The organism is Polaribacter uvawellassae (assembly GCF_039748955.1).
Lineage (GTDB): Bacteria > Bacteroidota > Bacteroidia > Flavobacteriales > Flavobacteriaceae > Polaribacter > Polaribacter uvawellassae.
On sequence record NZ_JBDIZN010000003.1, the window covers coordinates 113,931 to 135,512 of the forward strand.

Here is a 21,582-nt window from a genome sequence, read left to right on the forward strand (position 1 = left end):
AAGAAATTCAAGGATTTATATTAAATTTGCATTTTAAAACAACAACACAAACACACAATAAATGATTCATTTCTTTGGAAACCAAGACAGCAAAGTATTTGCCGTTCAAACAGCAAAAGAATTATCGGCTGAAAATATCAAAAAATTAAATTGGCTTTTTGGCAATCAACCTAAAATAAACACGGCGTCTCTCGACGCTTTTTTTATTGGTCCTCGTGCTGCAATGATTACTCCTTGGAGTACAAATGCCGTTGAGATTACTCAAAATATGGGTATTAAAGGAATCATTAGAATAGAAGAATTTACAACAGTTTCTGAAGATTTTACTGATTTTGATGCAATGATTTCTGAGAAATTTAATGGTTTAAATCAAGATATTTTTACCATCAATATTTTACCAGAACCTATTTTAGATATTGAAGATATTGCAGCTTACAACCAACAAGAAGGTTTGTCTTTAAGTGATGAAGAAGTAGCATATTTAGAAAGTGTTGCAACAAAAATTGGAAGAAAATTAACAGATTCTGAAGTTTTTGGATTTAGCCAAGTAAACTCAGAACACTGTCGTCATAAAATATTTAACGGAACTTTTGTAATTGATGGCGAAGAAATGCCAACATCATTATTCAAATTGATAAAAGAAACTTCGAAGCAATATCCTAATGATATTGTTTCTGCATACAAAGACAATGTTGCTTTTATAAAAGGACCAAAAGTGGAACAGTTTGCACCAAAAACAGCAGACAAACCAGATTATTATACAACTTCAGATTATAATTCTGTTATTTCTTTAAAAGCAGAAACACATAATTTCCCAACTACAGTTGAACCATTTAACGGAGCAGCAACAGGTTCTGGAGGAGAAATTAGAGATAGATTGGCTGGCGGAAAAGGATCTTTACCTTTAGCAGGAACAGCAGTTTATATGACATCGTATTCTCGTTTAGAAGAAAACAGGCCTTGGGAGCAAAAGTTTGAAGCAAGAGATTGGTTGTATCAAACACCAATGGATATTCTAATAAAAGCATCAAATGGAGCATCTGATTTTGGAAACAAATTTGGTCAACCATTAATTTGCGGTTCTGTTTTAACTTTTGAACACGACGAAAATACAGCTTCAAGTAATGCAAAACCAAGAAAATTGGGTTACGATAAAGTAATTATGCAAGCTGGCGGAATTGGTTATGGAAAAGCAGATCAAGCTTTAAAAGACACGCCAAAAGTAGGAGATAAAATTGTAATTCTTGGTGGAGAAAATTATAGAATCGGAATGGGTGGAGCTGCAGTTTCATCTGCTGATACTGGAGAATTTGCTTCCGGAATAGAATTAAATGCCGTACAACGTTCTAATCCAGAAATGCAAAAACGTGCTGCAAACGCTGTTCGTGGAATGGTAGAAAGCGAAGAAAATTTTATTGTTTCTATTCACGATCATGGAGCTGGCGGACATTTAAATTGTTTGTCAGAATTAGTTGAAGATACTGGCGGAAAAATAGATTTAGATAAATTACCTGTTGGTGATCCAACGTTGTCAGCTAAAGAAATTATTGGCAACGAATCTCAAGAAAGAATGGGATTGGTAATTGCAGAAAAACATTTAGATACTTTACAGAGAATTGCAGAACGCGAACGTTCTCCGATGTACACAGTTGGTGATGTTACCGGAGATCATCGGTTTACTTTTGAGTCTAAAACCAAAGGTGATAAGCCAATGGATTTAGCGTTGGAAGACATGTTTGGCTCTTCGCCAAAAACAGTTTTAACAGATAAAACCATTGAAAGAAATTATAAAAATTCGCGTTATAAAACGAAAAATTTACAAATCTATTTAGAACAAGTTTTACAGTTAGAAGCTGTTGCTTGTAAAGATTGGTTAACCAACAAAGTTGACCGTTGTGTTGGTGGAAAAGTTGCCAAACAACAATGTGTTGGGCCTTTACAGATTCCGTTGAATAACGTTGGAGTTATGGCGTTAGATTATAAAGGAAAAGAAGGAATTGCAACATCCATTGGGCACTCGCCTATTTCTGGGTTAATTCATCCAGAAGCAGGAAGTAGAAATTCGATTACAGAATCGTTAACCAATATTATTTGGGCGCCTTTAAAAGATAATTTAAAAAGTGTTTCATTGTCAGCAAACTGGATGTGGCCTTGTAAAAATGAAGGAGAAGATGCACGTTTGTACAAAGCTGTAAAAGCAGTTTCTGAGTTTGCTATCGATTTAGGAATCAATGTTCCAACAGGAAAAGATTCACTTTCTATGAAGCAAAAATATCCAGATGGAGAAGTAATTTCTCCAGGAACAGTAATTATTTCTGCGGCAGCTAATTGTAATGAAATTACTAAAGTTGTAGAACCTGTTTTAAAAGTTGATGGTGGAAATATCTACTATATTAATATTTCTCAAGATTCTTTTAAATTAGGAGGAAGTTCTTTCAATCAAGTTTTAAATACGATTGGAAATGAAGCACCAGATGTTAAAAATGCCGCTTTTGTAAAAGACACATTTAATACGATTCAAAATTTAATTAAAGCTGATAAAATTGTAGCCGGACACGATGTTGCTTCTGGTGGTTTGATTACAACTTTGTTAGAATTATGTTTTGCTGATAACAATTTAGGAGCTGAGTTTGATTTAACAGCTTTAAATGAAGAAGATTCAATCAAAGTATTGTTTGCTGAAAATTCTGGAATCGTTTTTCAAGCTGACAAATCAGTTGAAGAAATTTTATCAGAAAATAATATTGAGTTCTTCAATATTGGTACGGCAAATAACTCAGGAAATATAACCATCAAAAATGATGAAGACTACTTCTCTTTTGATGTTGCTAAAATGAGAAATGTTTGGTATAAAACTTCTTTCTTATTAGATCAAAAACAAACCGCAAACGGATTGGCAAAAACGAGAGTTGAAAACTTTGCAAATCAACCTTTACAATATAAATTTCCAAAACATTTTACAGGACTTCTCGACTCCGCTCGAAGTGACATTAAGTTGTCAGGTCAATCGCAGTCGAAACCAAAAGCAGCTATTTTAAGAGAAAAAGGATCTAATTCTGAGCGTGAAATGGCAAACGCTTTGTATTTAGCTGGCTTTGATGTTAAGGATGTGCACATGACAGATATTATTTCTGGTAGAGAAACCTTAGAAGATATTCAGTTTTTAGGAGCTGTTGGTGGATTTTCAAATAGTGATGTTTTAGGTTCTGCAAAAGGTTGGGCTGGAGCAATTAAATACAACGAAAAAGCAAATACTGTTATCAATAATTTCTTTAAAAGAGAAGATACTTTATCTGTAGGAATTTGTAACGGTTGTCAATTATTTATGGAATTAGAATTGATATATCCAGAACACAATGTTCACGGAAAAATGGTACACAACGATTCTCAAAAACACGAAAGTGCATTTACTTCTGTAAAAATTCAAGAAAATAATTCGGTTATGTTATCGGGTTTAGCAGGAAGCACTTTAGGTGTTTGGATTTCTCACGGAGAAGGTAAATTTAAGCTACCTGAGAATGAAGAAAATTATAACATTGTTGCTAAATATGGTTATGATTCGTATCCATCAAATCCAAATGGTTCAGATTTTAATACTGCAATGATGAGTGATAAAACTGGTCGTCATTTAGTTATGATGCCTCATATAGAGCGTTCTATCTTTCAATGGAACTGGGCAAATTATCCAAAAGGACGAAAAGATGAAGTAAGTCCTTGGTTAAAAGCATTTGTAAATGCTAAAAAATGGATTGAAAATAAATAACACATGTATTATTTATAAAATGAAACAGCTTTTGAAATATTTCAAAAGCTGTTTTTTTATTTACAAAATATTCTAATTTTACTCAAATTTTAAATATTTAATTAAATCAATTTTTGTTGCGTTGTATGCTTTTAATCCAACAACTACAAAAACTAAAATAGCTAGTATAATTGGCGTTATAATAAACGGAATTATTGGCATATCAATTCTATACACAAAATTATCTAACCAATTTTGCATAAAGTAATAGGCAATTGGAATTAAGATTACAGAGGCAATTAAAGTAATTTTTAGAAAACTTTTTATTAATTGATACATAATTTCTTTTACTGATGCTCCTAATGTTTTACGAATTGCCACTTCTTTTAAGCGTTGTTGAATGGTTAACGTTGCTAAAGCAAATAAGCCCAATAATGAAATAATAATAACAACAGAAGTTAAGATTAAAAATAGTGTTTGTTGATTCTGGTACTTCTTATACGTTCTTGCAAAACGTTTATCTAGAAACTGTGCACTAAAGGGATATCCTTGTTCTATATTATCTTTCCAATAGTTTTCTATGTGTTTTAAAGTTTCTTCTACATTATTAGGTTTAATTTTAAACTGAACCATCCAAAAGTTTTGCTTCATCCAATTTACAGTATCCCAATTAAAAAATAGTGTTGGAGGAATTTTAGAATCGAGTCCGTTAATATGATAATCTTTTACCATTCCAACAATTTCGTATTTACCATCTTTAGCTTTAGAATCTCCATAACCAACTCTTAATTTTTTACCGATTGGATCATCATAAATATTATACGCTTTTGCTAAAGTTTCATTAATTAAAATATTTTTTATAGTATCAGAACTTATGTTTTCTTGTAAAAACCTACCTTTTAAAACTTTTATGTTTAGCGTTTGCAGATAATCAAAATCAATTGCGTTACCGTTGGTTTGCACAGAAATATCTTTGTAACTAACATTGGTAGAGTTAGAACTTCCGCCACCAATAATATAAGAATTGCTTGTTACAACATCTATATTTGGATGTTTTGATAACTCTTTTTTTGCCAATAAAAATTTCTTATATCTATCTTTATATTCATTCATTGATACAACAATTATTTGGTCGCCTTTAAAACCTAAATCTTTGCTCATCATATAATCTACTTGATTGTAAATGATTAACGAACCTGTTAAGAAAAATCCAGAAATTAAAAACTGAATTCCAAGCATAAGATTTCTTGCAAAAACACCTTGTTTGCTTCTAGAAACATTTCCTTTTAATACTTCTACAGATTTAAACTTTGATAAGTAAATAGCTGGAATAAAACCAATTACTACAGATATAACTATTGCAATAACTGCAACTTTAAGCAGTAATTCGAAATTTAAAATGGATATTTCTTTATTCATAAAATCATTAAAAGAAGGTAAAATAAGCTCAACTACTACTAATGATAAAATAAAAGCAATACATCCTTGTAAAACAATTTCTAAAGCATATTGTCTTATTAAAATTAATTTTGATAAACCTAAAGTTTTCTTTACACCTACTTCTTTTGCTCTTTGTGTTGCAGATGCAATTGATAAGTTTATAAAGTTTACACAAGAAATTAAAATCAATAATATTGATAAAGACAACATAATAATAATTAAATCATAACTTCCTTTTCCTTCTGGACCCGCTTGATCTGAAATTGTTTTTAATCGGATGTCTTTTAACGGTTCAAGAATGACTGTTACTCCGTATTTTTCAAAAAATTCATCTGTAGAAAGTCCTTCAACTTTTGCTTGTGGTTCTGTAGCATTTTTAAACCAAACATCATTTGTTTTTTTATTTACATCTTCTAAAAGAACACCTTTGTTGGTTTTTACAAATAAAGTGCTAGAAAAACTTCCCCAATGACCTTCTTGTTCTTTTTCAAATTGAGTAATAACTTTAGGCATATAAAAATGTTTGCCTTCTATTTTATAAACTGTTGTTATAACATAAGTTCTATTCTCAAATGTTATTGTTTTACCAATTGCAGATTTATTACCAAAATAAACTTTAGCTTGTTCTTCTGATATTGCAGCATTTGAAGTTACTTCTTTAAATGATTTTACACTTCCTTCTGTAATTTTAAAAGGAAAAAAATCAAAAAAACTAGCATTGCCTCTCAACATATCACGAGTAAAAACATCCTTGCCATCAATTTTTACTACAAAATCTCCATACCAACCATCACTTAAATAATAATTTGTTATTTCCGGAATATCCTCTAGATATTTTGGTCCTTCAATATTGGTACTACTGTCCCAAACTTCTCCATCAGATAATTTATGAATTACTCTGTAAACTTCATTTACATTTGGGTTTGTTGCATTATAACTTTCTTCATCATTTAAATACAATAAAACTAATAGTAAACCTGCAAAACCAACTGTTAACCCAAAAATATTGACAACGATATTCAGCCAATTCTTTTTGCTGTTTCTATAAAATATTTTAAACCAAGTTTGTAACATAATTATTCGAATTTTAAATATTTAATCAAATCTATTTTTGTTGCATTGTAGGCTTTAAAACCTACAACTGCAAATACTAAAACAATTAAAATAATGGGTGTAATTATAAACGGAAGCAATGGTATATCTATTCTATACACAAAGTTTTCTAACCAATTTTGCATAAAATAATAAGCAATCGGAATTAATAGTACCGAAGAAATTAAAACAACTTTAAGGAAGTTTTTCAATAACTGAAACATAATTTCTTTTACAGATGCACCTAATGTTTTTCTGATAGCAACCTCTTTTAATCGCTGCTGAATTGTTAACGTAGCCAAAGCAAACAATCCTAAAAGAGAAATTAAAATTACCAGTATTGATAATATTAAAAACAAGGTTTGTTGTTTTTGATATTTTGCATATGTCTTTGCAAATTTTTTATCTAAAAACTCATACGAAAAAGGAAATTTGGCATCGATATTTTGTTTCCAAAAATCTTCAATCTCTGTAATTGTTTTGTTTATATTATTTGGTTTAATTTTGAATTGAATTGCTGGCAACCATCCCTCTGGAAAATCAATAGCTTCCCAAAGTACCATAAACATTGGCTGAATCTCAGTATCAAACCCATCAAAATGATAATCTTGTATCATTCCGACAACTTCAAAACCTGGTTGATTATCTTCTAGCCAACCTAAATTTAATTTTTCTCCTAAAGGTTTATTGTAGATTCCTAAATCTTTTGCCGCGGTTTCATTAATGATTATTTTTAAAGTGTCTGATGCAAATTTTTCAGAGAAGTTTCTTCCTTTTAAAAGCTTAATTTTAGCAAAATCTAGGTAATTATAATCAACAATATTAGAGGCAGAGTTAAAACTCTTATCATTTATTTTATGCCTTAAAGAAGTACCATTTACAAAACCTTCACCTGGCACAAACATACTAGAAGTAACTGCGATAATGTTTTCGTTTTTAGATAAAACCTCTTTTGTTAGTTTGTACTTTTTGTATTCGTTTTTAATATTATATACATCTACAATTAGCACTTGTTCCTTATCAAAACCAAGATCTTTTTGCATCATATAATTAATCTGATTACCAACAATTAGCATTGTTATTATAAAAAAACCTGATATTAAAAATTGGATACCTAACATAAAGTTTCTAGCTAAGTTTCCTTTTTTACTTTTTGCCACACTTCCTTTTAAAACTTCTATCGCTTTAAAATTTGATAAATAAATTGCAGGAATACTTCCTACAAAAAATGAAATTAAAACTGCAGTTATAAATAATGTTACTAAGGAATTTGTATGCAATATTGAAATCTCTTTTTGCACAAATTCATTAAAAAAAGGCAATGCTAATTCAACAATTATTAATGCAATAATAAATGAGACCAAGCCTTGAAAAACAATTTCAAATACATATTGAAATAGTAATTGTTTTTTTGATAAACCCAATGTTTTCTTAACACCAACTTCTTTTGATCTTTGGCTTGCAGATGCGATTGATAAATTGATAAAGTTTACACAAGAGATTACAATTAATAAAATAGACAAACCCAATAATACCATTAATAGTTGATAATTTCCTGTTCCGCTTGGACCAGCTCTTTTTGCCGTATTATGTAAATAAATTGTATCCAATTTATCTAAAAGCACTGTTGGTATTCCGTATCGTTTTTCAAATTCTTCTACTGTAAATCCATTTTCTTCTGCTGTAGGTTTATAAGCTTTATCAATGATTACTTGATTCATTTTCCCTATAACTGCCTTTAAATCTGCATTTTTAGAAATTTTACAAAATAATTCGTTGTTATGATTTCCCCAATGAACTTGAAATTCTTCACCATATTGAAGTAACAAATCAGGTTCTTGATGTGAGTTTTTAGGAGTTTTATAAACTGTAGTAACTATATAATTTTCTCCACCCATTATTACTGAATTACCAACAGCTTTATCACCTTTAAAAATGCGTTCTGCATAGGCTTCAGAAATTGCAATGTTTGTTCTTGTTTCAGCAAATTTCTGGGAAGAACCTTCAATAATTTCGAAAGGAAAAAAATCAAAAAATTGAGGTTCTGTAAAAGTTACTTTATCAGTAAACTCAAATGCGTCTTTATATTGAACAACTCTACTTCTATAAAATGGATTTACCATTAAAGATTCTGTAACTTCTGGTATTTCTTTTGGATATGTTAAATACATCCCTGCATTTACAGTAAACCAAACATCACCAGTTTTTGGACGTTTTAAATTTACTCTGTAAACTTCATCCTTGTTAGGATTCCATTGATTGTAACTTTTCTCTTCATTTAAATACAATAAAACGACTAATAAACCAGCTAACCCAAGTGTTAAACCGCTAATATTTATCAGAGCATTTAACCAATTTTTTTTACTATTTCTAAAAAATACTTTAAACCAAATTTGAAACATTATTATATGCTTTACGCCTTAAGCAATATGCTTTAAGCTAGATGAAACTTTTCTTTTTTTCTTTTCTATAAAAAAGTTACTTAACTAAAACATCTATTTTATGTTCATTTGTTTTTTCTGAGATTACTTCACCATCTTTTAAAGTAATAATTCTCGACGAAAATTGTGCATCATAAGATGAGTGTGTAACCATAACAATTGTTGCTCCTGTTGCGTGCAATTCTGTTAATAATTCCATTACATCATTCCCGCTTTTACTGTCTAAATTTCCTGTTGGTTCATCAGCTAAAATTAATTTAGGGTTTGTTACCAAAGCTCTTGCAACCGCAACTCTTTGCTGTTGACCACCAGACAATTGTAACGGAAAGTGTTTTGCTCTATGTGCAATACCAATACGTTCTAAAATTTCTGTAACGCGTTCTTTTCTTTCTGATGCTTTTACTTTGTTATAAATTAATGGCAATTCTACATTTTCATACACCGTTAATTCATCAATTAAATTAAAGTTCTGAAATACAAATCCGATGTTGGCTTTACGCAATTCTGATCGTTGTTTTTCATTAAACTTTGCAACTTCTGTTTCATCAAAAAGATAACTTCCATTGTTTGGTGCATCTAATAATCCGATAATATTTAATAAGGTTGATTTACCACAACCTGAAGCACCCATTATGGAAACAAATTCGCCTTTTTTCACTTCTAAACTCAACTTATTTAAAGCTGTTGTTTCTACTTCTTCTGTTCTGTATACTTTTACTAAATCTGTTATTTTTATCATTTTAGATGTTTTTAAATTTTTATTTTATAATAGTTCTCGACTCCGCTCGAACTGACATTTACTATTTTTTTTTTGAGACTTTGCAACTAATTAATATTAACTTCTTCTACATTCTTGTAATCATCATAATTAGATGTAATTACTCTATCTCCTTCTTCTAATCCTTCTAAAATTTCGTAATAAAACGGATTTTCTCTACCAATTTTAATGGTTCTTTTTACGGCTTTATCATCAGAATTTAAAACAAAAACCCATTTGCCATTTGTGCTTTGATAAAACAATCCTTTTGGCAATAACAAAGCTTTGCTTTTACCCGATAAAAACACTTTAGATTTTAACGACATCCCTCTTTTTACATCGCTTGAAAGAGAATCATTTTTAAAACTCATTTCTAATTTGAATTGTCCGCTTAAAATTTCTGGATATATTTTAGACAATTTAACATCGTAGTTTTTTCCGTTCACAGCAACGCTCCCATTAATTCCTTCTCTTAATTTTGATATATAATACTCATCTACTTTTGCAACTAATTTATATCCATCTAAAACATCCATTTTACCAATTGGCTGTCCTTGATTATAACTTTCTCCTAAAATTGGATTGAATGATGACAACAAACCACTTACAGGAGCTTTTACAATAAAGTTTTCTTTGTTTTTTCTAAGTAACTGAAGACTTTTCTCCATGTTTAATAATGAAGTATCTATGTTTGTTAATTGAACATTTCTACTTTCTTTTTCGCTAGAAACACTTTTTTTAATCACATCATTTCTTTCTTTTTGAAACGTGTATTCTTGTAATGTTTTTTTATAATCATTCTTTGCAATTACTTCTTTCTGATATAAAGTAGAATCTAATTCATATTGTCTTTTTGCGTTTCTAAAATCATTATTAATACTTAATAATTGTTGATCTAAGTTTAATTGTTGATTCTTAATGTTTACACGTAGATTTCTTAAATTATTAATCTGCTCTACCATTGCGGTTTCTTGTGTTAAATAATTTAATTCTGCATTTGGATTGTATACTTTTAAAAGCGGAGTTCCTTTTTTAATTGTTTGTCCACTTTCTACAAAAATATCTGAAACAGAACCGCCTTGAATTACATTTACCAAAACAGAAGTAGTTGGCTCTACAGTACTATTAAATAAAATAACGTCTTCAAAATCTCCTTTTATAACTTCTCTAATACTTATTGAATCTTTTTTTAAATTCATCTGCTTTTTTCTGGTCATGTTTACTAAAACTAACACGAACAAAAAAACCGCAGGAATTCCCCAAAGCAATATTTTTTTTGTTTTTTTATTCTTAGGTTGAATTTGTTTATCCATTTTTATTATTTGTTTGATTATGTATAAGCCACAAATATGCCACGGAATATCAAAATTTAATCAACTAAAAATCAATTATTTAAAAAAAAGCCTACATTTAAGTGTGTTCATTTTCGAACAATTTTTTGTTCATATTCAAACAATGTGTTAATTATGCGGTATGAGAAAAAAAGAAGCCACTATTTTAATTGTTGATGACGATACTGATATTTTATTTTCTGCAAGAATCAGTTTAAAAAAATATTTTTCAGAAATTATTACCGAAAATAATCCGCAGAAAATAAATTCGCACTTCTCCAAAAACAGTTTGGATGTTGTGCTGTTAGATATGAATTATCGTATTGGTTTTGAAGACGGAAAAGAAGGTTTGTATTGGTTAAAACATATTAAAGAAGTTAGTCCAGAAACTACCGTTATTTTAATGACGGCTTTTGGTAGCGTAAATGTGGCAGTAGAAGCGATAAAAAAAGGAGCAACAGATTTTATTTTAAAACCTTGGACTACAGAAAAATTATATGCTGCTGTAAATGCTGGTGTAGAATTATCGCGTTCTAAAAGAAAAAATACACAATTAGAAACTATACAAGAACAACAAGATAAAGAGTTTCATCAAAAAACAGAACATATTATTGGGAATTCTCCGGCAATGAATTCTGCCATTAAATTAGTCCAAAAAGTTGCTCCGACAGATGCTAACATTTTAATTTTAGGTGAAAACGGAACAGGAAAATACGTATTTGCAAAAGAAATTCATTTACAATCTGAACGAAAAAACCACCCATTTATTCATGTAGATTTAGGATCTTTGAACGAAAACTTATTTGAAAGCGAATTATTTGGTTACGCAAAAGGAGCCTTTACAGACGCACAAAAAGATACTTTAGGTAGATTTGAATTGGCAAAAGGTGGAACCATTTTTTTAGATGAAATTGGTAATTTACCACTTCATTTACAATCTAAATTACTAACCGTTATTCAGAACAGAAAAATAACGCGTTTAGGAGAAGGAAAAGAAAGAGATTTAGATGTTCGTATTATTTGTGCTACCAATGCGCCAATCCATCAAATGGTTGATGAACAAACTTTTAGACAAGATTTATTATTTAGAATTAATACCATAGAATTAAACTTACCGCCACTTCGTAATCGAAAAGAAGATATAGAATTATTGGCAAATTATTTCTTGAAAAAACTGAATCAGAAGTACAGAAAAAAAATTGAAGGTTTTAGTAAAGAAGCAATAAATGGATTAAATAATTATAATTGGCCTGGAAACATTAGAGAAATTGAGCATATTGTTGAACGAGCTGTAATTATTACAGATAATGACAAAATTATGCCAGAAGATTTACACTTTTCTGCAAAAAAAACAACGGTACAATTAGAAAATAGTCTAAATTTAGAGGAAACAGAAAAAATCTTAATAGAACAAGCAATAGAAAAACATCAAGGGAATATTTCTAGAGCAGCAAAAGATTTAGGCTTAACAAGAGCCGCTTTGTATAGAAGATTAGAAAAGCATCAATTATAAATGGGAAAACCGCAATACATTCAAATAATTGTTAGAGTTTTATTAATTATCCTTAACGGAATTGTTGTTTTTAACAGCTACACAAATGCCTATATTATTAATACAATTGGCTTTTTATTTCTTATAGTTTTTCAATTGTTTTTATTGATAGATTATCTTAAAAAGTTATTTAGTGATATAGAAAAATCTATGGACTGTTTATTGTTTGATGATTACTCAAACACAATATCTGCTGAAAAAAGAAAAAATCCTTTACACAACAAAACAGCGTTACTGCTTGAAAAACACAGGAAAAATAATCTTCAAAAAACATCAGAAGAATTAATTTTTACAAATATTATAGAAAGTTTAAGCATCGGAATTCTTATTTTAAGAAAAGATAGATCAGAAACAATTGAGGTTTTTCAAATCAATAAAGCATTTACCAGTTTTTTAAAAATTCCCAAATTTTACAATTGGAATTTACTAAACAAAAAAATTGGTACACTCACCGATTACATAAATGATTGGAAAGAAAATAGACACACCATTTCTTTAACGATTAACGATGAACAAGAAAATTTCTTTTTAAAAACTTCTGTTACTCAAACAAATGAATATGGTTATTTAATTATTAGTTTAGAAACCATTCAGCAATTAATTGATAAAAAAGAAAAAGAAGCTTGGTTTAAATTAATGAATGTAATGTCTCATGAAATTATCAACACCATTACGCCTATTAGTAGTTTAGCAGAAAATTTAGATTCGTTATTACAAGAAGAAAACACAGATGAAAACACCATTGATGAATTATCTCAAGGATTAAAAATTATCAAACGAAGATCGAGTCATTTAACATCATTTGTAGATACATATCGAAAGTTAGCAGAATTACCTTTACCACAAAAAGAAGAAGTTAATTTAACAGAAATCATTAAAAATACCTTGTTGCTATTTGATCAAGAGTTTTCTCAAAAAAATATTAAAATCGACTTTAAAATTTCTAATTCTTATAATTTAAATGCCGACAGTCAACAAATTGAACAAGTACTTATAAATCTAATTTCTAATTGTATTCATTCTTTCGAAAACGTTACAGAACCAGTAATTAAAATCAATATTACTTCTGATAAAAACAGAACACATTTATCTATAATTGATAATGGAATTGGTATTTCTGATGAAATAAAAGACAAAGTATTTATTCCTTATTTTACAACTCGTAAAGATGGCTCTGGAATTGGTTTAACGCTTTCTAAAAGCATTATAGAAGCGCATAACGGAACACTTCAATTTAACTCTAAAAAAGGAAAAACTTCTTTTATTATTACATTTATAAATTAAAACTGTAACAATTCTAAAAAAACCTTGTCTTTACTACAAACATTAAAGAATCAATTATGAAAAATAGTTTAAAACTAACAGCTATTATTGTTTGTCTCTTATTTACAACAATAAGCATCGCACAAACAAGAATAAACGCTTCAGATATTATGAGAGATATCAAAAACGGAAAAGATATTACATACAAAAATGTAACAATTGTAGGTAATTTAGATTTTACTTTTATGGACGATCAATTAAAAAAATTACCTAAAAGACGAAAAAGCAGTTGGTGGAGCAATAATAGTTCTAGCAATAAAGTAGAAAAGCAAATTGATGTAAAAATTTCTTTTGAAAACTGTACGTTTGAAGATAATGTTTTTGCTTACATCCACGAAGAAGAATCGGGTTATACATTTGTAGCAAATTTTGATAATATGGCAATTTTCAAAAACTGTATTTTTAAAGAAATGGCGCAATTTAAATATTCGCACTTTAAAACTAATGCCGATTTTTCTGATAGTAAGTTTAATGGTGATACTTCGTTTAAATATGCTGATTTTAAAAGAGATATTAGTTTTTCAAAAACAATCTTTGGAGAAGAATCTACTTTTAAATATGCTGTTTTCAACAACAATGTAAGTTTTGCTAATGCAATTTTTAAAGAGTCTGCAATTTTTAAATATACAAAATTTAGAGACGGCGTTTCTTTTAATAAAACACGCTTCGAAGAAGATTTAGATATAAAATACACAAAAGTAAAAGGTAAATTTGATGTTGCAGGAATGCATGTAGAATATGATGTTGATGCAAAATATGCTAGCATTAATGGAAAAAAATTTAGCTATCAATAAAAACACGTATTAATACCCATTGAATTTAAACTAATAACTATTTATATTGCGGAAAGAAATATGATTCCTCAAAAATATTTAATAGCTTAGTTTAAGTGAGATTAGGGGCTTACTTATTCTTAAAACAGCTGGCTTTATTTTATAAAGCCAGCTTATTCTTAAAAATTTATATTTACAACAAAGCGTTATCTAAACAGATAGCGCTTTTTTATTTATATTGCTGCAATATTTTTATCTATGATTGAACCAAAAAGATTATTTGACTTTATTTATCATCAGCAAGAAAAATTTCCTCAAGAAAAATGTTATGTCTATAAAAAGGATACAATCTGGAAATCAATTTCTACTCAACAGTTTATTAAACAAGCAAATATTGCAAGTAGAGCATTATTAAATTTAGGAATAAAACCTAATGATAAAATTGCTGTAATTAGTTCTAATAACAGACCAGAATGGCACATTTTAGATATTGGTACATTACAGATTGGCGCACAAAACGTTCCGTTATATCCTACATTATCTGAAAAAGATTACGAATATATCATCAATCATTCTGATGCTTTGTATTGCTTTGTTTCTGATAAAGAATTGTTAGAAAAAGTAACAGCAGTTAAAGATAGAACTAAGTTAAAAGGAGTTTTTACTTTTGATGAAATCAATGTAGAAACTAGTTGGAGTTCATTTTTAGAGTTGGGTAAATCAGAAGCTAATCAACCTTTAGTTGAAAAATATAAAAAAGATGTAAAGGCAGATGATTTAGCAACAATTATTTATACTTCTGGTACAACTGGTACGCCAAAAGGCGTGATGCTATCACACAGAAACATTGTAGAAAACACACTTGTTAGTGCAGAAGCATTAGATTTAGAAGGCAATCATCATAGAGTAATTAGTTATTTACCAATCAATCATATTTTTGAACGTTTTGCTTCTTATTATTATCATTTCATGGGGTTTGAAGTTCATTTTGCAGAATCAATAGATAAATTGGGAGATAATTTAAAAGAGATTCAACCGCATTTTATGCCGGTTGTTCCAAGGTTGATAGAAAAAGTTTTTGATAAAATTGTAGCCAAAGGAAATGGGTTATCTGGAATAAAAAAAGGACTTTTTTTCTGGGCTTTAGCTTTGGCTGAAAACTACAAACCATACAACCAGAATACAGCATTTTATAATTTTAAATTAAAAATTGCTCGTAAGTTAATTTTTAGCAAATGGGCAGAAGCTTTAGGAGGTGAATTACGTTTTATGGTTTCTGGTAGCGCACCTTTACAAGAACGTTTAATAACTATTTTTAACGCTGCAGGAATTCCGATTTTTGAAGGTTATGGAATGACAGAAACGTCGCCAGGAGTTTCTATTAACGATTTAAGAAATGGTAAATTTAAAGTTGGTACAGTTGGAAAAGCTTTAAATGGAATTGAAATTAAAATTGCTGCTGACGGAGAAATTTTAGTAAAAGGATCTAACATAATGTTAGGGTATTATAAAAACGAAGAACTCACAAACAAAACCATAATTGATGGTTATTTGCATACTGGAGACATTGGAACCTTAGATGAAGAAGGCTTTTTAAAAATTACAGATCGTAAAAAAGAAATGTTTAAAACTTCTGGTGGTAAATATATTGCTCCAGCTGTTTTAGAAAGTGCCTTAAAACAATCTCGTTTTATTGAGCAGGCAATGGTGATTGGAGAAAGTGAAAAAATGCCAGCGGCTTTAATTCAAATAAATTTTGATTTTGTAAAAGAATGGGCAAAAAGAAAAAACTATTTCATAACAGATGTCGCAACAGATAAAAACCTTATTTCTAGAGTACAAAAAGAAATTGATATTTGTAATGCAAACTTTGGAAATTGGGAGAAAATAAAAAAGTTTGAAATAACACCCGAGGAATGGACTATTGAAGCAGATTTACTAACTCCAACTATGAAAATGAAACGAAAAAATATTAAAAAAAAGTACAAATATTTATTTCAAAAAATATATAATTCTTAAAAAAGTAACTACATAAATTTATCTTGTAAAATCGAGCTATTTTTTATACTTTGCAATACTTTCAAATAGTTACTTTATGTCATCAACAATTACACGTTTATTCGATTTTCCTTATTATCAGCTAGAAAAATACAATCTAGAAAAAGCACTAACTTCTTTTAAAGATAATAAATGGTATTCAATAACAACTAAAGAATATATTAATCAGGCAAATCAAATTAGTCGAGGTTTACTTAGATTAGGAATAAAAAAGGATGACAAAATTGCTGTAATATCAACCACAAACAGAACAGAATGGAATATCATTGATATTGGTATTTTACAATTAGGAGCACAAAACATTCCAATTTATCCAACTATTTCTAAAGAAGATTATGAATATGTGTTGAATCATTCTGGAGCTATTTATTGTTTTGTTTCTGATGAAACTGTTTTAGAAAAATTAAATCAAGTTAAAGGAAACACACAATTAAAAGGAGTTTATACGTTTGATGACGTAAAAGGAGAACATAATTGGAGTGAAATTTTACAGCTTGGTTCTGACGAAAGTAATCAGCCAGAAGTTGAAGAACATAAAAAAGCTGTTTCTTCTAATGATTTAGCAACTATTATTTATACTTCTGGAACAACTGGAAGACCAAAAGGTGTAATGTTATCTCATGGTAATATTGTTTCAAATGTTTTAGCGAGCGAAAAACGAGTTCCGTTAGTGAGTGGAGAAAGTCAAGCTTTAAGTTTTTTACCTGTTTGTCATATTTTTGAAAGAATGATTTTATACCTATATCAATATTGTGGTGTAGAAATTTATTTTGCAGAATCTATTGAAAAAATGAGCGATAATTTAAAAGAAATTAAACCTCATGTTATGACTGCCGTTCCAAGATTATACGAAAAAGTATTCGATAAAATTTATGGACGTGGAGCAGATTTAAAAGGAATCAAACAAAAATTATTTTATTGGGCAATTGATATTGGTTTACAATATGAACCTTATGGAGCAAATGGTTGGTGGTACGAGAAAAAATTAGCCTTAGCACGTAAATTAATATTTTCAAAAATAAAAGAAGGTTTAGGAGGTCGATTAGATTTAATGGTTTCAGGAAGTGCTGCTCTACAACCAAGATTAACACGTTTTTTTGCTGCCGCAGAAATGCCAATTATGGAAGGATATGGTTTAACAGAAACTTCTCCTGTTGTTTCTGTAAACGATCAAAATAATGGTGGTTTTAGAGTTGGTACCGTTGGTAGAATTATTGATAAAGTAGAAGTTAAGATTGCTGAAGACGGAGAAATTTTAGTAAAAGGTCCAAACATTATGTTAGGTTATTACAAAGATTCAGAAAAAACTGCAGAAGTAATGACTGGTGATTATTTTCATACTGGAGATATTGGAGAGGTTTCTAAAGACGGATTTTTAAAAATTACAGACCGTAAAAAAGAAATGTTTAAAACTTCTGGAGGAAAATATGTTGCTCCGGCTTTAATAGAAAACCAATTAAAACAATCTCGTTTTATTGAACAAGTTATGGTTATTGGGGAAAATGAAAAAATGCCAGCAGCAATTATTCAACCAAATTTTGAATTTGTTAGAGAATGGGCTGAAAGAAAAAATATTAAATTAGGAGACAATAAAGATATTGCTTCTAACGAAAAAGTAATTGAAAGAATTGAAGAAGAAGTATTCTTTTGCAATAAAAAGTTTGGAAAATGGGAAACTATTAAAAAGTTTAAATTGACTCCAGATGAATGGTCTATTGATGGTGGACATTTAACGCCAACAATGAAAATGAAACGAAAAATTATCAAAGAAATTTATAAAGACCTATATGAAGAGATTTACAGAGGATAAAAAACATAAAGCGTTACCATAAAGTAACGCTTTTTTTTGTGGTTTTTTTCTTAGTTAAATTTTTATTTTTAGAATTAAATAAAAAGTATATATTTGCACCGAATTTAATTTTAGGAATTCACGTTCCTAAAACTCCCTAAATACGAAACGATAAACAACCCTAGTTTATCAGATGAATTCCCTTAAAATTCGTCATTAATAGTACTACCCGCTGACCTAAATAAGATATAATACAATGTAAAATCGTATTTATATTTTAAATATTATGAAAAAAATCATTCTAATGTCACTCCTTTTGGTGTGTACATTCGTTAATGGTCAAATCATATTTTCTCATGAAAAGGAAATAGAAGGTAAAGAAAACTATACAAGTTTAGATATAGATTTCTTTAATCATATAGATAACATCCGTTTATCTGGTACATTATTAACACCCAAAACTTCCTACAAAAAGATTGTAATTATCGTTCCCGGTTCTGGCAAAGATACTCGCTACTCACATTATAAATTATCAACCACTTTTTTAGAAAACAATATAGCTGTTTATCGATTTGATGAACGTGGCGTTGGAAAATCTCAAGGTAATTTTACTTCAGATATAGAACCCTTAACAGATGATGTTTCTTATTGTATTAAATATCTAAAATCTTTACCAGAATTTAAGAATAAAGAAATTGGTATTCTTGGTCATAGTTTAGGCGGAATGGCTTCTGCGATTGCAAGCAACAACAGCTTAAATTCTACAACAAAGGTAGATTTCTTAATTCAAATTGCTTCACCTGTAAAAAACTTTTCTGAAGCATCTAAGTATCAAATACAAACACTTCCACAATATAAAATCAAAAATAAAACGGTAGAAGAAACTATTGCTTTATTAGATACCTTAATACAAATAACAAAACAATATAAAAACATAAGTGATTTAGCGCTAAGAGATTTAGGAATTAAAACCATTCAAGAAAAAGGTTTTAAACTAAATGATATCAAATTTTGGAGCTTAACACATATCAACCTTTTTAAACAAGATTATGAAACTGTTTACAAACAGCTTCAAATTCCGACAATTTATCTGATTGGAACAGAAGATAAATTTATAAACCCCAAAACGGAAGTTAGCTTGTTAAAAAAATACAATAACCCCTTAATAACAGTAAAAGTAATGAATAATTTAAATCATTACTTAACTGCTGGCGCTTTGCAATCTAATGTTATTTATAACATCGATAAAAAAGCTACAGACACGATTATTAACTGGATACAAAAAATTTAAATTTTAGCAATAAAGAAAAGATTTTAAGTACAGTTTATAGTCAAAAGATTCGAACCACAGAATCCTCTAAATATGTGGTGTTGCTAATGAATCCCTACAGTATTAGCAATTGTTTTAAACATCGTTTTTCAATTTAAAGATTAAATAAAAACCGTCTACGCAACAATTGGTTTATCTAATTATTGCTCTGACAATAAAGATGTTAACCCCTCCTAAATGGCATCTGCATTTAAATGCAGGTGCTTTAGGAAGGTTAAACAAAAAAATAAAAATAACTAGTAATCCTTAAAACACGTGTATTATGAAAAATGTATCAAAATTAGTAACAAGTTTATTCTTAATTGGAATCGTTACTGTAATTCAAGCTCAAAAAAGTAGTCAATCTGGAGTTTCTTTTCTAATGGATTTAAAACCCGTTTTACAATTAGAAATGACATCACCAGAACAAATTAATTTTGTTTTTAACAACAAAAAAGATCTTGCAAACGGAATCGTAAAAAACGCTGCAACCATTTTAAAAGTAACTTCTACTGTTAAGTGGGATTTATATGCTGTTGGTAGAACTATAAAAGACAACCCTAATGGAAGTACTTTTTGGGAACAAGAAAAAAGTTATGGATCTGATGTAAATTCGGTGGCAAATTTACCGCTTAGTTTATTAGAAATTAAGCAAAGTCAAATCAATACAGCAACAGAAGGAAGTTTAGCAACCTATCCAGATTACAGTCAAGATTTCACAAATCCGTTTAGATCAAGTGCTGGAAATAGTTTATATGTTGCTTCTGATGGATCTGCAACTCCACCAAATAGAAGCGGAAAATATATTGCTGGTCAAAGTGGACTTTCTAGCGGAGATAAAAAAGATTATATGCCAGCAGGAAGCTTTTATTCTAACATAAAGAAAAACAATCCAAATTTTTACTACAAAATAGATTATAGAATATTACCAGGTTATCCAGCAATTTTTCCAAATGCTTATAATGCAGATGCAACTGTTGCAGAAAACATTGTTGCCAACGCTAATGCAAATACAGTTTTAGCAGGTGGAGCTGCAGGTAACAATAACAAAAGTTTTGCTGAACCAGGTGCTTATAGAATGTATGTACAGTATGTTCTATTAGAAGATCAATAAAAACAAGACTTAATTGTCTAAATAATACTGTATAAACATTGTTTATACTTCATTGTGTATTAAGGATGCATATAAAAGCGTTGCCTACTGGTGGCGCTTTTTTTGTTTAGTGTTTAGCTTCTTTTTTTTAACAATTCTGGAAATTTCTTTTTAAAACGATTTAATCTTGGAACAGAAACGTTCTTAACATATGGATTATTTGGATTTAACTTTTCATAATTTTGATGATATTCTTCTGCTTGATAAAACTGTTCTAACTCTGTTACTTCAGTTACTATCTTACCATTATAAAAAGAATCGTTTAGATCTTTTATAAAATGCTCAATAATATTTTTTTCTGTATTATTTTGATAAAAAGCAATAGACCTGTATTGTGAACCATAATCTGGATGTTGACCATTTTTTGTGGTTGGATCATGAGAACCAAAAAAAACTTTCACGAGTGTTTTAAAACTTACCTTTTTGGGATCGTAATATACGGCAACCGTTTCTGCGTGTCCTGTTTTCCCTGTTCCAATTGATTGATAAGTTGGGTTGTTTGTAAATCCGCCAGCATAACCAGAAACCGCTTCCTCTACTCCATCAACACTTTCAAAAATAGCTTCGACACACCAAAAACATCCGCTTGCGAAATATGCAATTTTCATCTCTTGATTGTCTAATCTATAATTGGTTTTTTGTTCAGGAAAATTAGAAAAGCTAAACATTAAAAAAAGTAATAAAGTAAGAGTTACAGCAAGTATAGATTTTAAAAACTTCATAAAATGGATTTCTATTTTTCAACTTGGTCGTAAGATAAAAAGAATTTATACAATTGTTAAAAACTTTAGCAATCCAAATACAAGTTTAGTTGTAAAACGC

13 protein-coding genes are annotated in these 21,582 nt (G+C 29.2%); 8 read left to right on the top strand and 5 right to left on the bottom strand.

Translation table 11 applies throughout. The annotated features are described in order from the left end of the window. Window positions 1-61: 61 nt before the first annotated feature. A complete protein-coding gene (gene purL / locus ABDX67_RS07730; protein WP_347174391.1) occupies window positions 62-3,763 on the top strand; it encodes a phosphoribosylformylglycinamidine synthase in 3,702 nt (1,233 codons plus the stop codon). A gap of 78 nt (window positions 3,764-3,841) precedes the next feature. Here the strand turns inward: purL and ABDX67_RS07735 are convergent, their stop codons facing one another. The 4 genes from ABDX67_RS07735 to ABDX67_RS07750 all read right to left on the bottom strand — a co-directional run bounded on the left by ABDX67_RS07735 (window position 3,842) and on the right by ABDX67_RS07750 (window position 10,785). Then, window positions 3,842-6,256: an ABC transporter permease gene (locus ABDX67_RS07735; RefSeq protein WP_347174393.1), complete on the bottom strand. Its 2,415-nt coding sequence runs from the start codon at window positions 6,254-6,256 to the stop codon at window positions 3,842-3,844. A 2-nt stretch (window positions 6,257-6,258) separates the two neighbouring features. Then, complete coding sequence (locus ABDX67_RS07740; RefSeq protein WP_347174395.1) at window positions 6,259-8,676, bottom strand: ABC transporter permease; 2,418 nt, start codon at window positions 8,674-8,676, stop codon at window positions 6,259-6,261. Between the two features lie 76 nt (window positions 8,677-8,752). Then, window positions 8,753-9,454: an ABC transporter ATP-binding protein gene (locus ABDX67_RS07745; RefSeq protein WP_347174396.1), complete on the bottom strand. Its 702-nt coding sequence runs from the start codon at window positions 9,452-9,454 to the stop codon at window positions 8,753-8,755. Window positions 9,455-9,540: 86 nt separating this feature from the next. Further along, on the bottom strand, window positions 9,541-10,785 hold the full coding sequence (locus ABDX67_RS07750; protein ID WP_347174397.1) for an efflux RND transporter periplasmic adaptor subunit: 1,245 nt from the start codon (window positions 10,783-10,785) through the stop codon (window positions 9,541-9,543). A 160-nt stretch (window positions 10,786-10,945) separates the two neighbouring features. Here ABDX67_RS07750 and ABDX67_RS07755 point away from each other — a divergent pair, with 160 nt between their 5' ends. The 7 genes from ABDX67_RS07755 to ABDX67_RS07785 all read left to right on the top strand — a co-directional run bounded on the left by ABDX67_RS07755 (window position 10,946) and on the right by ABDX67_RS07785 (window position 20,721). Next, window positions 10,946-12,316, top strand: a complete 1,371-nt coding sequence (locus ABDX67_RS07755) for a sigma-54-dependent transcriptional regulator (protein WP_347174399.1) — start codon at window positions 10,946-10,948, stop codon at window positions 12,314-12,316. Continuing rightward, the gene (locus ABDX67_RS07760) at window positions 12,317-13,639 is read left to right on the top strand and encodes a sensor histidine kinase (RefSeq protein WP_347174400.1); all 1,323 of its coding nucleotides are present in this window, start codon (window positions 12,317-12,319) and stop codon (window positions 13,637-13,639) included. A gap of 56 nt (window positions 13,640-13,695) precedes the next feature. Continuing rightward, window positions 13,696-14,472 (top strand): pentapeptide repeat-containing protein, encoded by a 777-nt coding sequence (locus tag ABDX67_RS07765; RefSeq protein WP_347174401.1) that lies wholly within the window; start codon window positions 13,696-13,698, stop codon window positions 14,470-14,472. 237 nt (window positions 14,473-14,709) lie between these two features. Further along, window positions 14,710-16,470, top strand: coding sequence for an AMP-dependent synthetase/ligase (locus ABDX67_RS07770; RefSeq protein WP_347174402.1), 1,761 nt, complete (start codon window positions 14,710-14,712; stop codon window positions 16,468-16,470). A 76-nt stretch (window positions 16,471-16,546) separates the two neighbouring features. Next, entirely contained in the window at window positions 16,547-18,319 is a 1,773-nt protein-coding gene (locus ABDX67_RS07775; protein WP_347174403.1) for an AMP-dependent synthetase/ligase, read from the top strand. Between the two features lie 265 nt (window positions 18,320-18,584). Then, window positions 18,585-19,589: an alpha/beta fold hydrolase gene (locus ABDX67_RS07780; RefSeq protein WP_347174405.1), complete on the top strand. Its 1,005-nt coding sequence runs from the start codon at window positions 18,585-18,587 to the stop codon at window positions 19,587-19,589. 301 nt (window positions 19,590-19,890) lie between these two features. Next, a complete protein-coding gene (locus tag ABDX67_RS07785) occupies window positions 19,891-20,721 on the top strand; it encodes a hypothetical protein (protein WP_347174407.1) in 831 nt (276 codons plus the stop codon). A gap of 113 nt (window positions 20,722-20,834) precedes the next feature. On the opposite strand, the gene msrA is transcribed toward ABDX67_RS07785, so the two are convergent. After that, window positions 20,835-21,482 carry a peptide-methionine (S)-S-oxide reductase MsrA gene (gene msrA / locus ABDX67_RS07790; RefSeq protein ID WP_347174408.1) on the bottom strand — a complete coding sequence of 216 codons (648 nt, stop codon included), beginning with the start codon at window positions 21,480-21,482 and terminating at the stop codon, window positions 20,835-20,837. Window positions 21,483-21,582: the final 100 nt, after the last annotated feature.

Bases quoted from the DNA above. Each gene is read 5' to 3' on its own strand.
- purL (WP_347174391.1), top strand. From the start codon at position 62: ATGATTCATTTCTTTGGAAACCAAGACAGCAAAGTATTTGCCGTTCAA.
- ABDX67_RS07735 (WP_347174393.1), bottom strand. From the start codon at position 6,256: ATGTTACAAACTTGGTTTAAAATATTTTATAGAAACAGCAAAAAGAAT.
- ABDX67_RS07740 (WP_347174395.1), bottom strand. From the start codon at position 8,676: ATGTTTCAAATTTGGTTTAAAGTATTTTTTAGAAATAGTAAAAAAAAT.
- ABDX67_RS07745 (WP_347174396.1), bottom strand. From the start codon at position 9,454: ATGATAAAAATAACAGATTTAGTAAAAGTATACAGAACAGAAGAAGTA.
- ABDX67_RS07750 (WP_347174397.1), bottom strand. From the start codon at position 10,785: ATGGATAAACAAATTCAACCTAAGAATAAAAAAACAAAAAAAATATTG.
- ABDX67_RS07755 (WP_347174399.1), top strand. From the start codon at position 10,946: ATGAGAAAAAAAGAAGCCACTATTTTAATTGTTGATGACGATACTGAT.
- ABDX67_RS07760 (WP_347174400.1), top strand. From the start codon at position 12,317: ATGGGAAAACCGCAATACATTCAAATAATTGTTAGAGTTTTATTAATT.
- ABDX67_RS07765 (WP_347174401.1), top strand. From the start codon at position 13,696: ATGAAAAATAGTTTAAAACTAACAGCTATTATTGTTTGTCTCTTATTT.
- ABDX67_RS07770 (WP_347174402.1), top strand. From the start codon at position 14,710: ATGATTGAACCAAAAAGATTATTTGACTTTATTTATCATCAGCAAGAA.
- ABDX67_RS07775 (WP_347174403.1), top strand. From the start codon at position 16,547: ATGTCATCAACAATTACACGTTTATTCGATTTTCCTTATTATCAGCTA.
- ABDX67_RS07780 (WP_347174405.1), top strand. From the start codon at position 18,585: ATGAAAAAAATCATTCTAATGTCACTCCTTTTGGTGTGTACATTCGTT.
- ABDX67_RS07785 (WP_347174407.1), top strand. From the start codon at position 19,891: ATGAAAAATGTATCAAAATTAGTAACAAGTTTATTCTTAATTGGAATC.
- msrA (WP_347174408.1), bottom strand. From the start codon at position 21,482: ATGAAGTTTTTAAAATCTATACTTGCTGTAACTCTTACTTTATTACTT.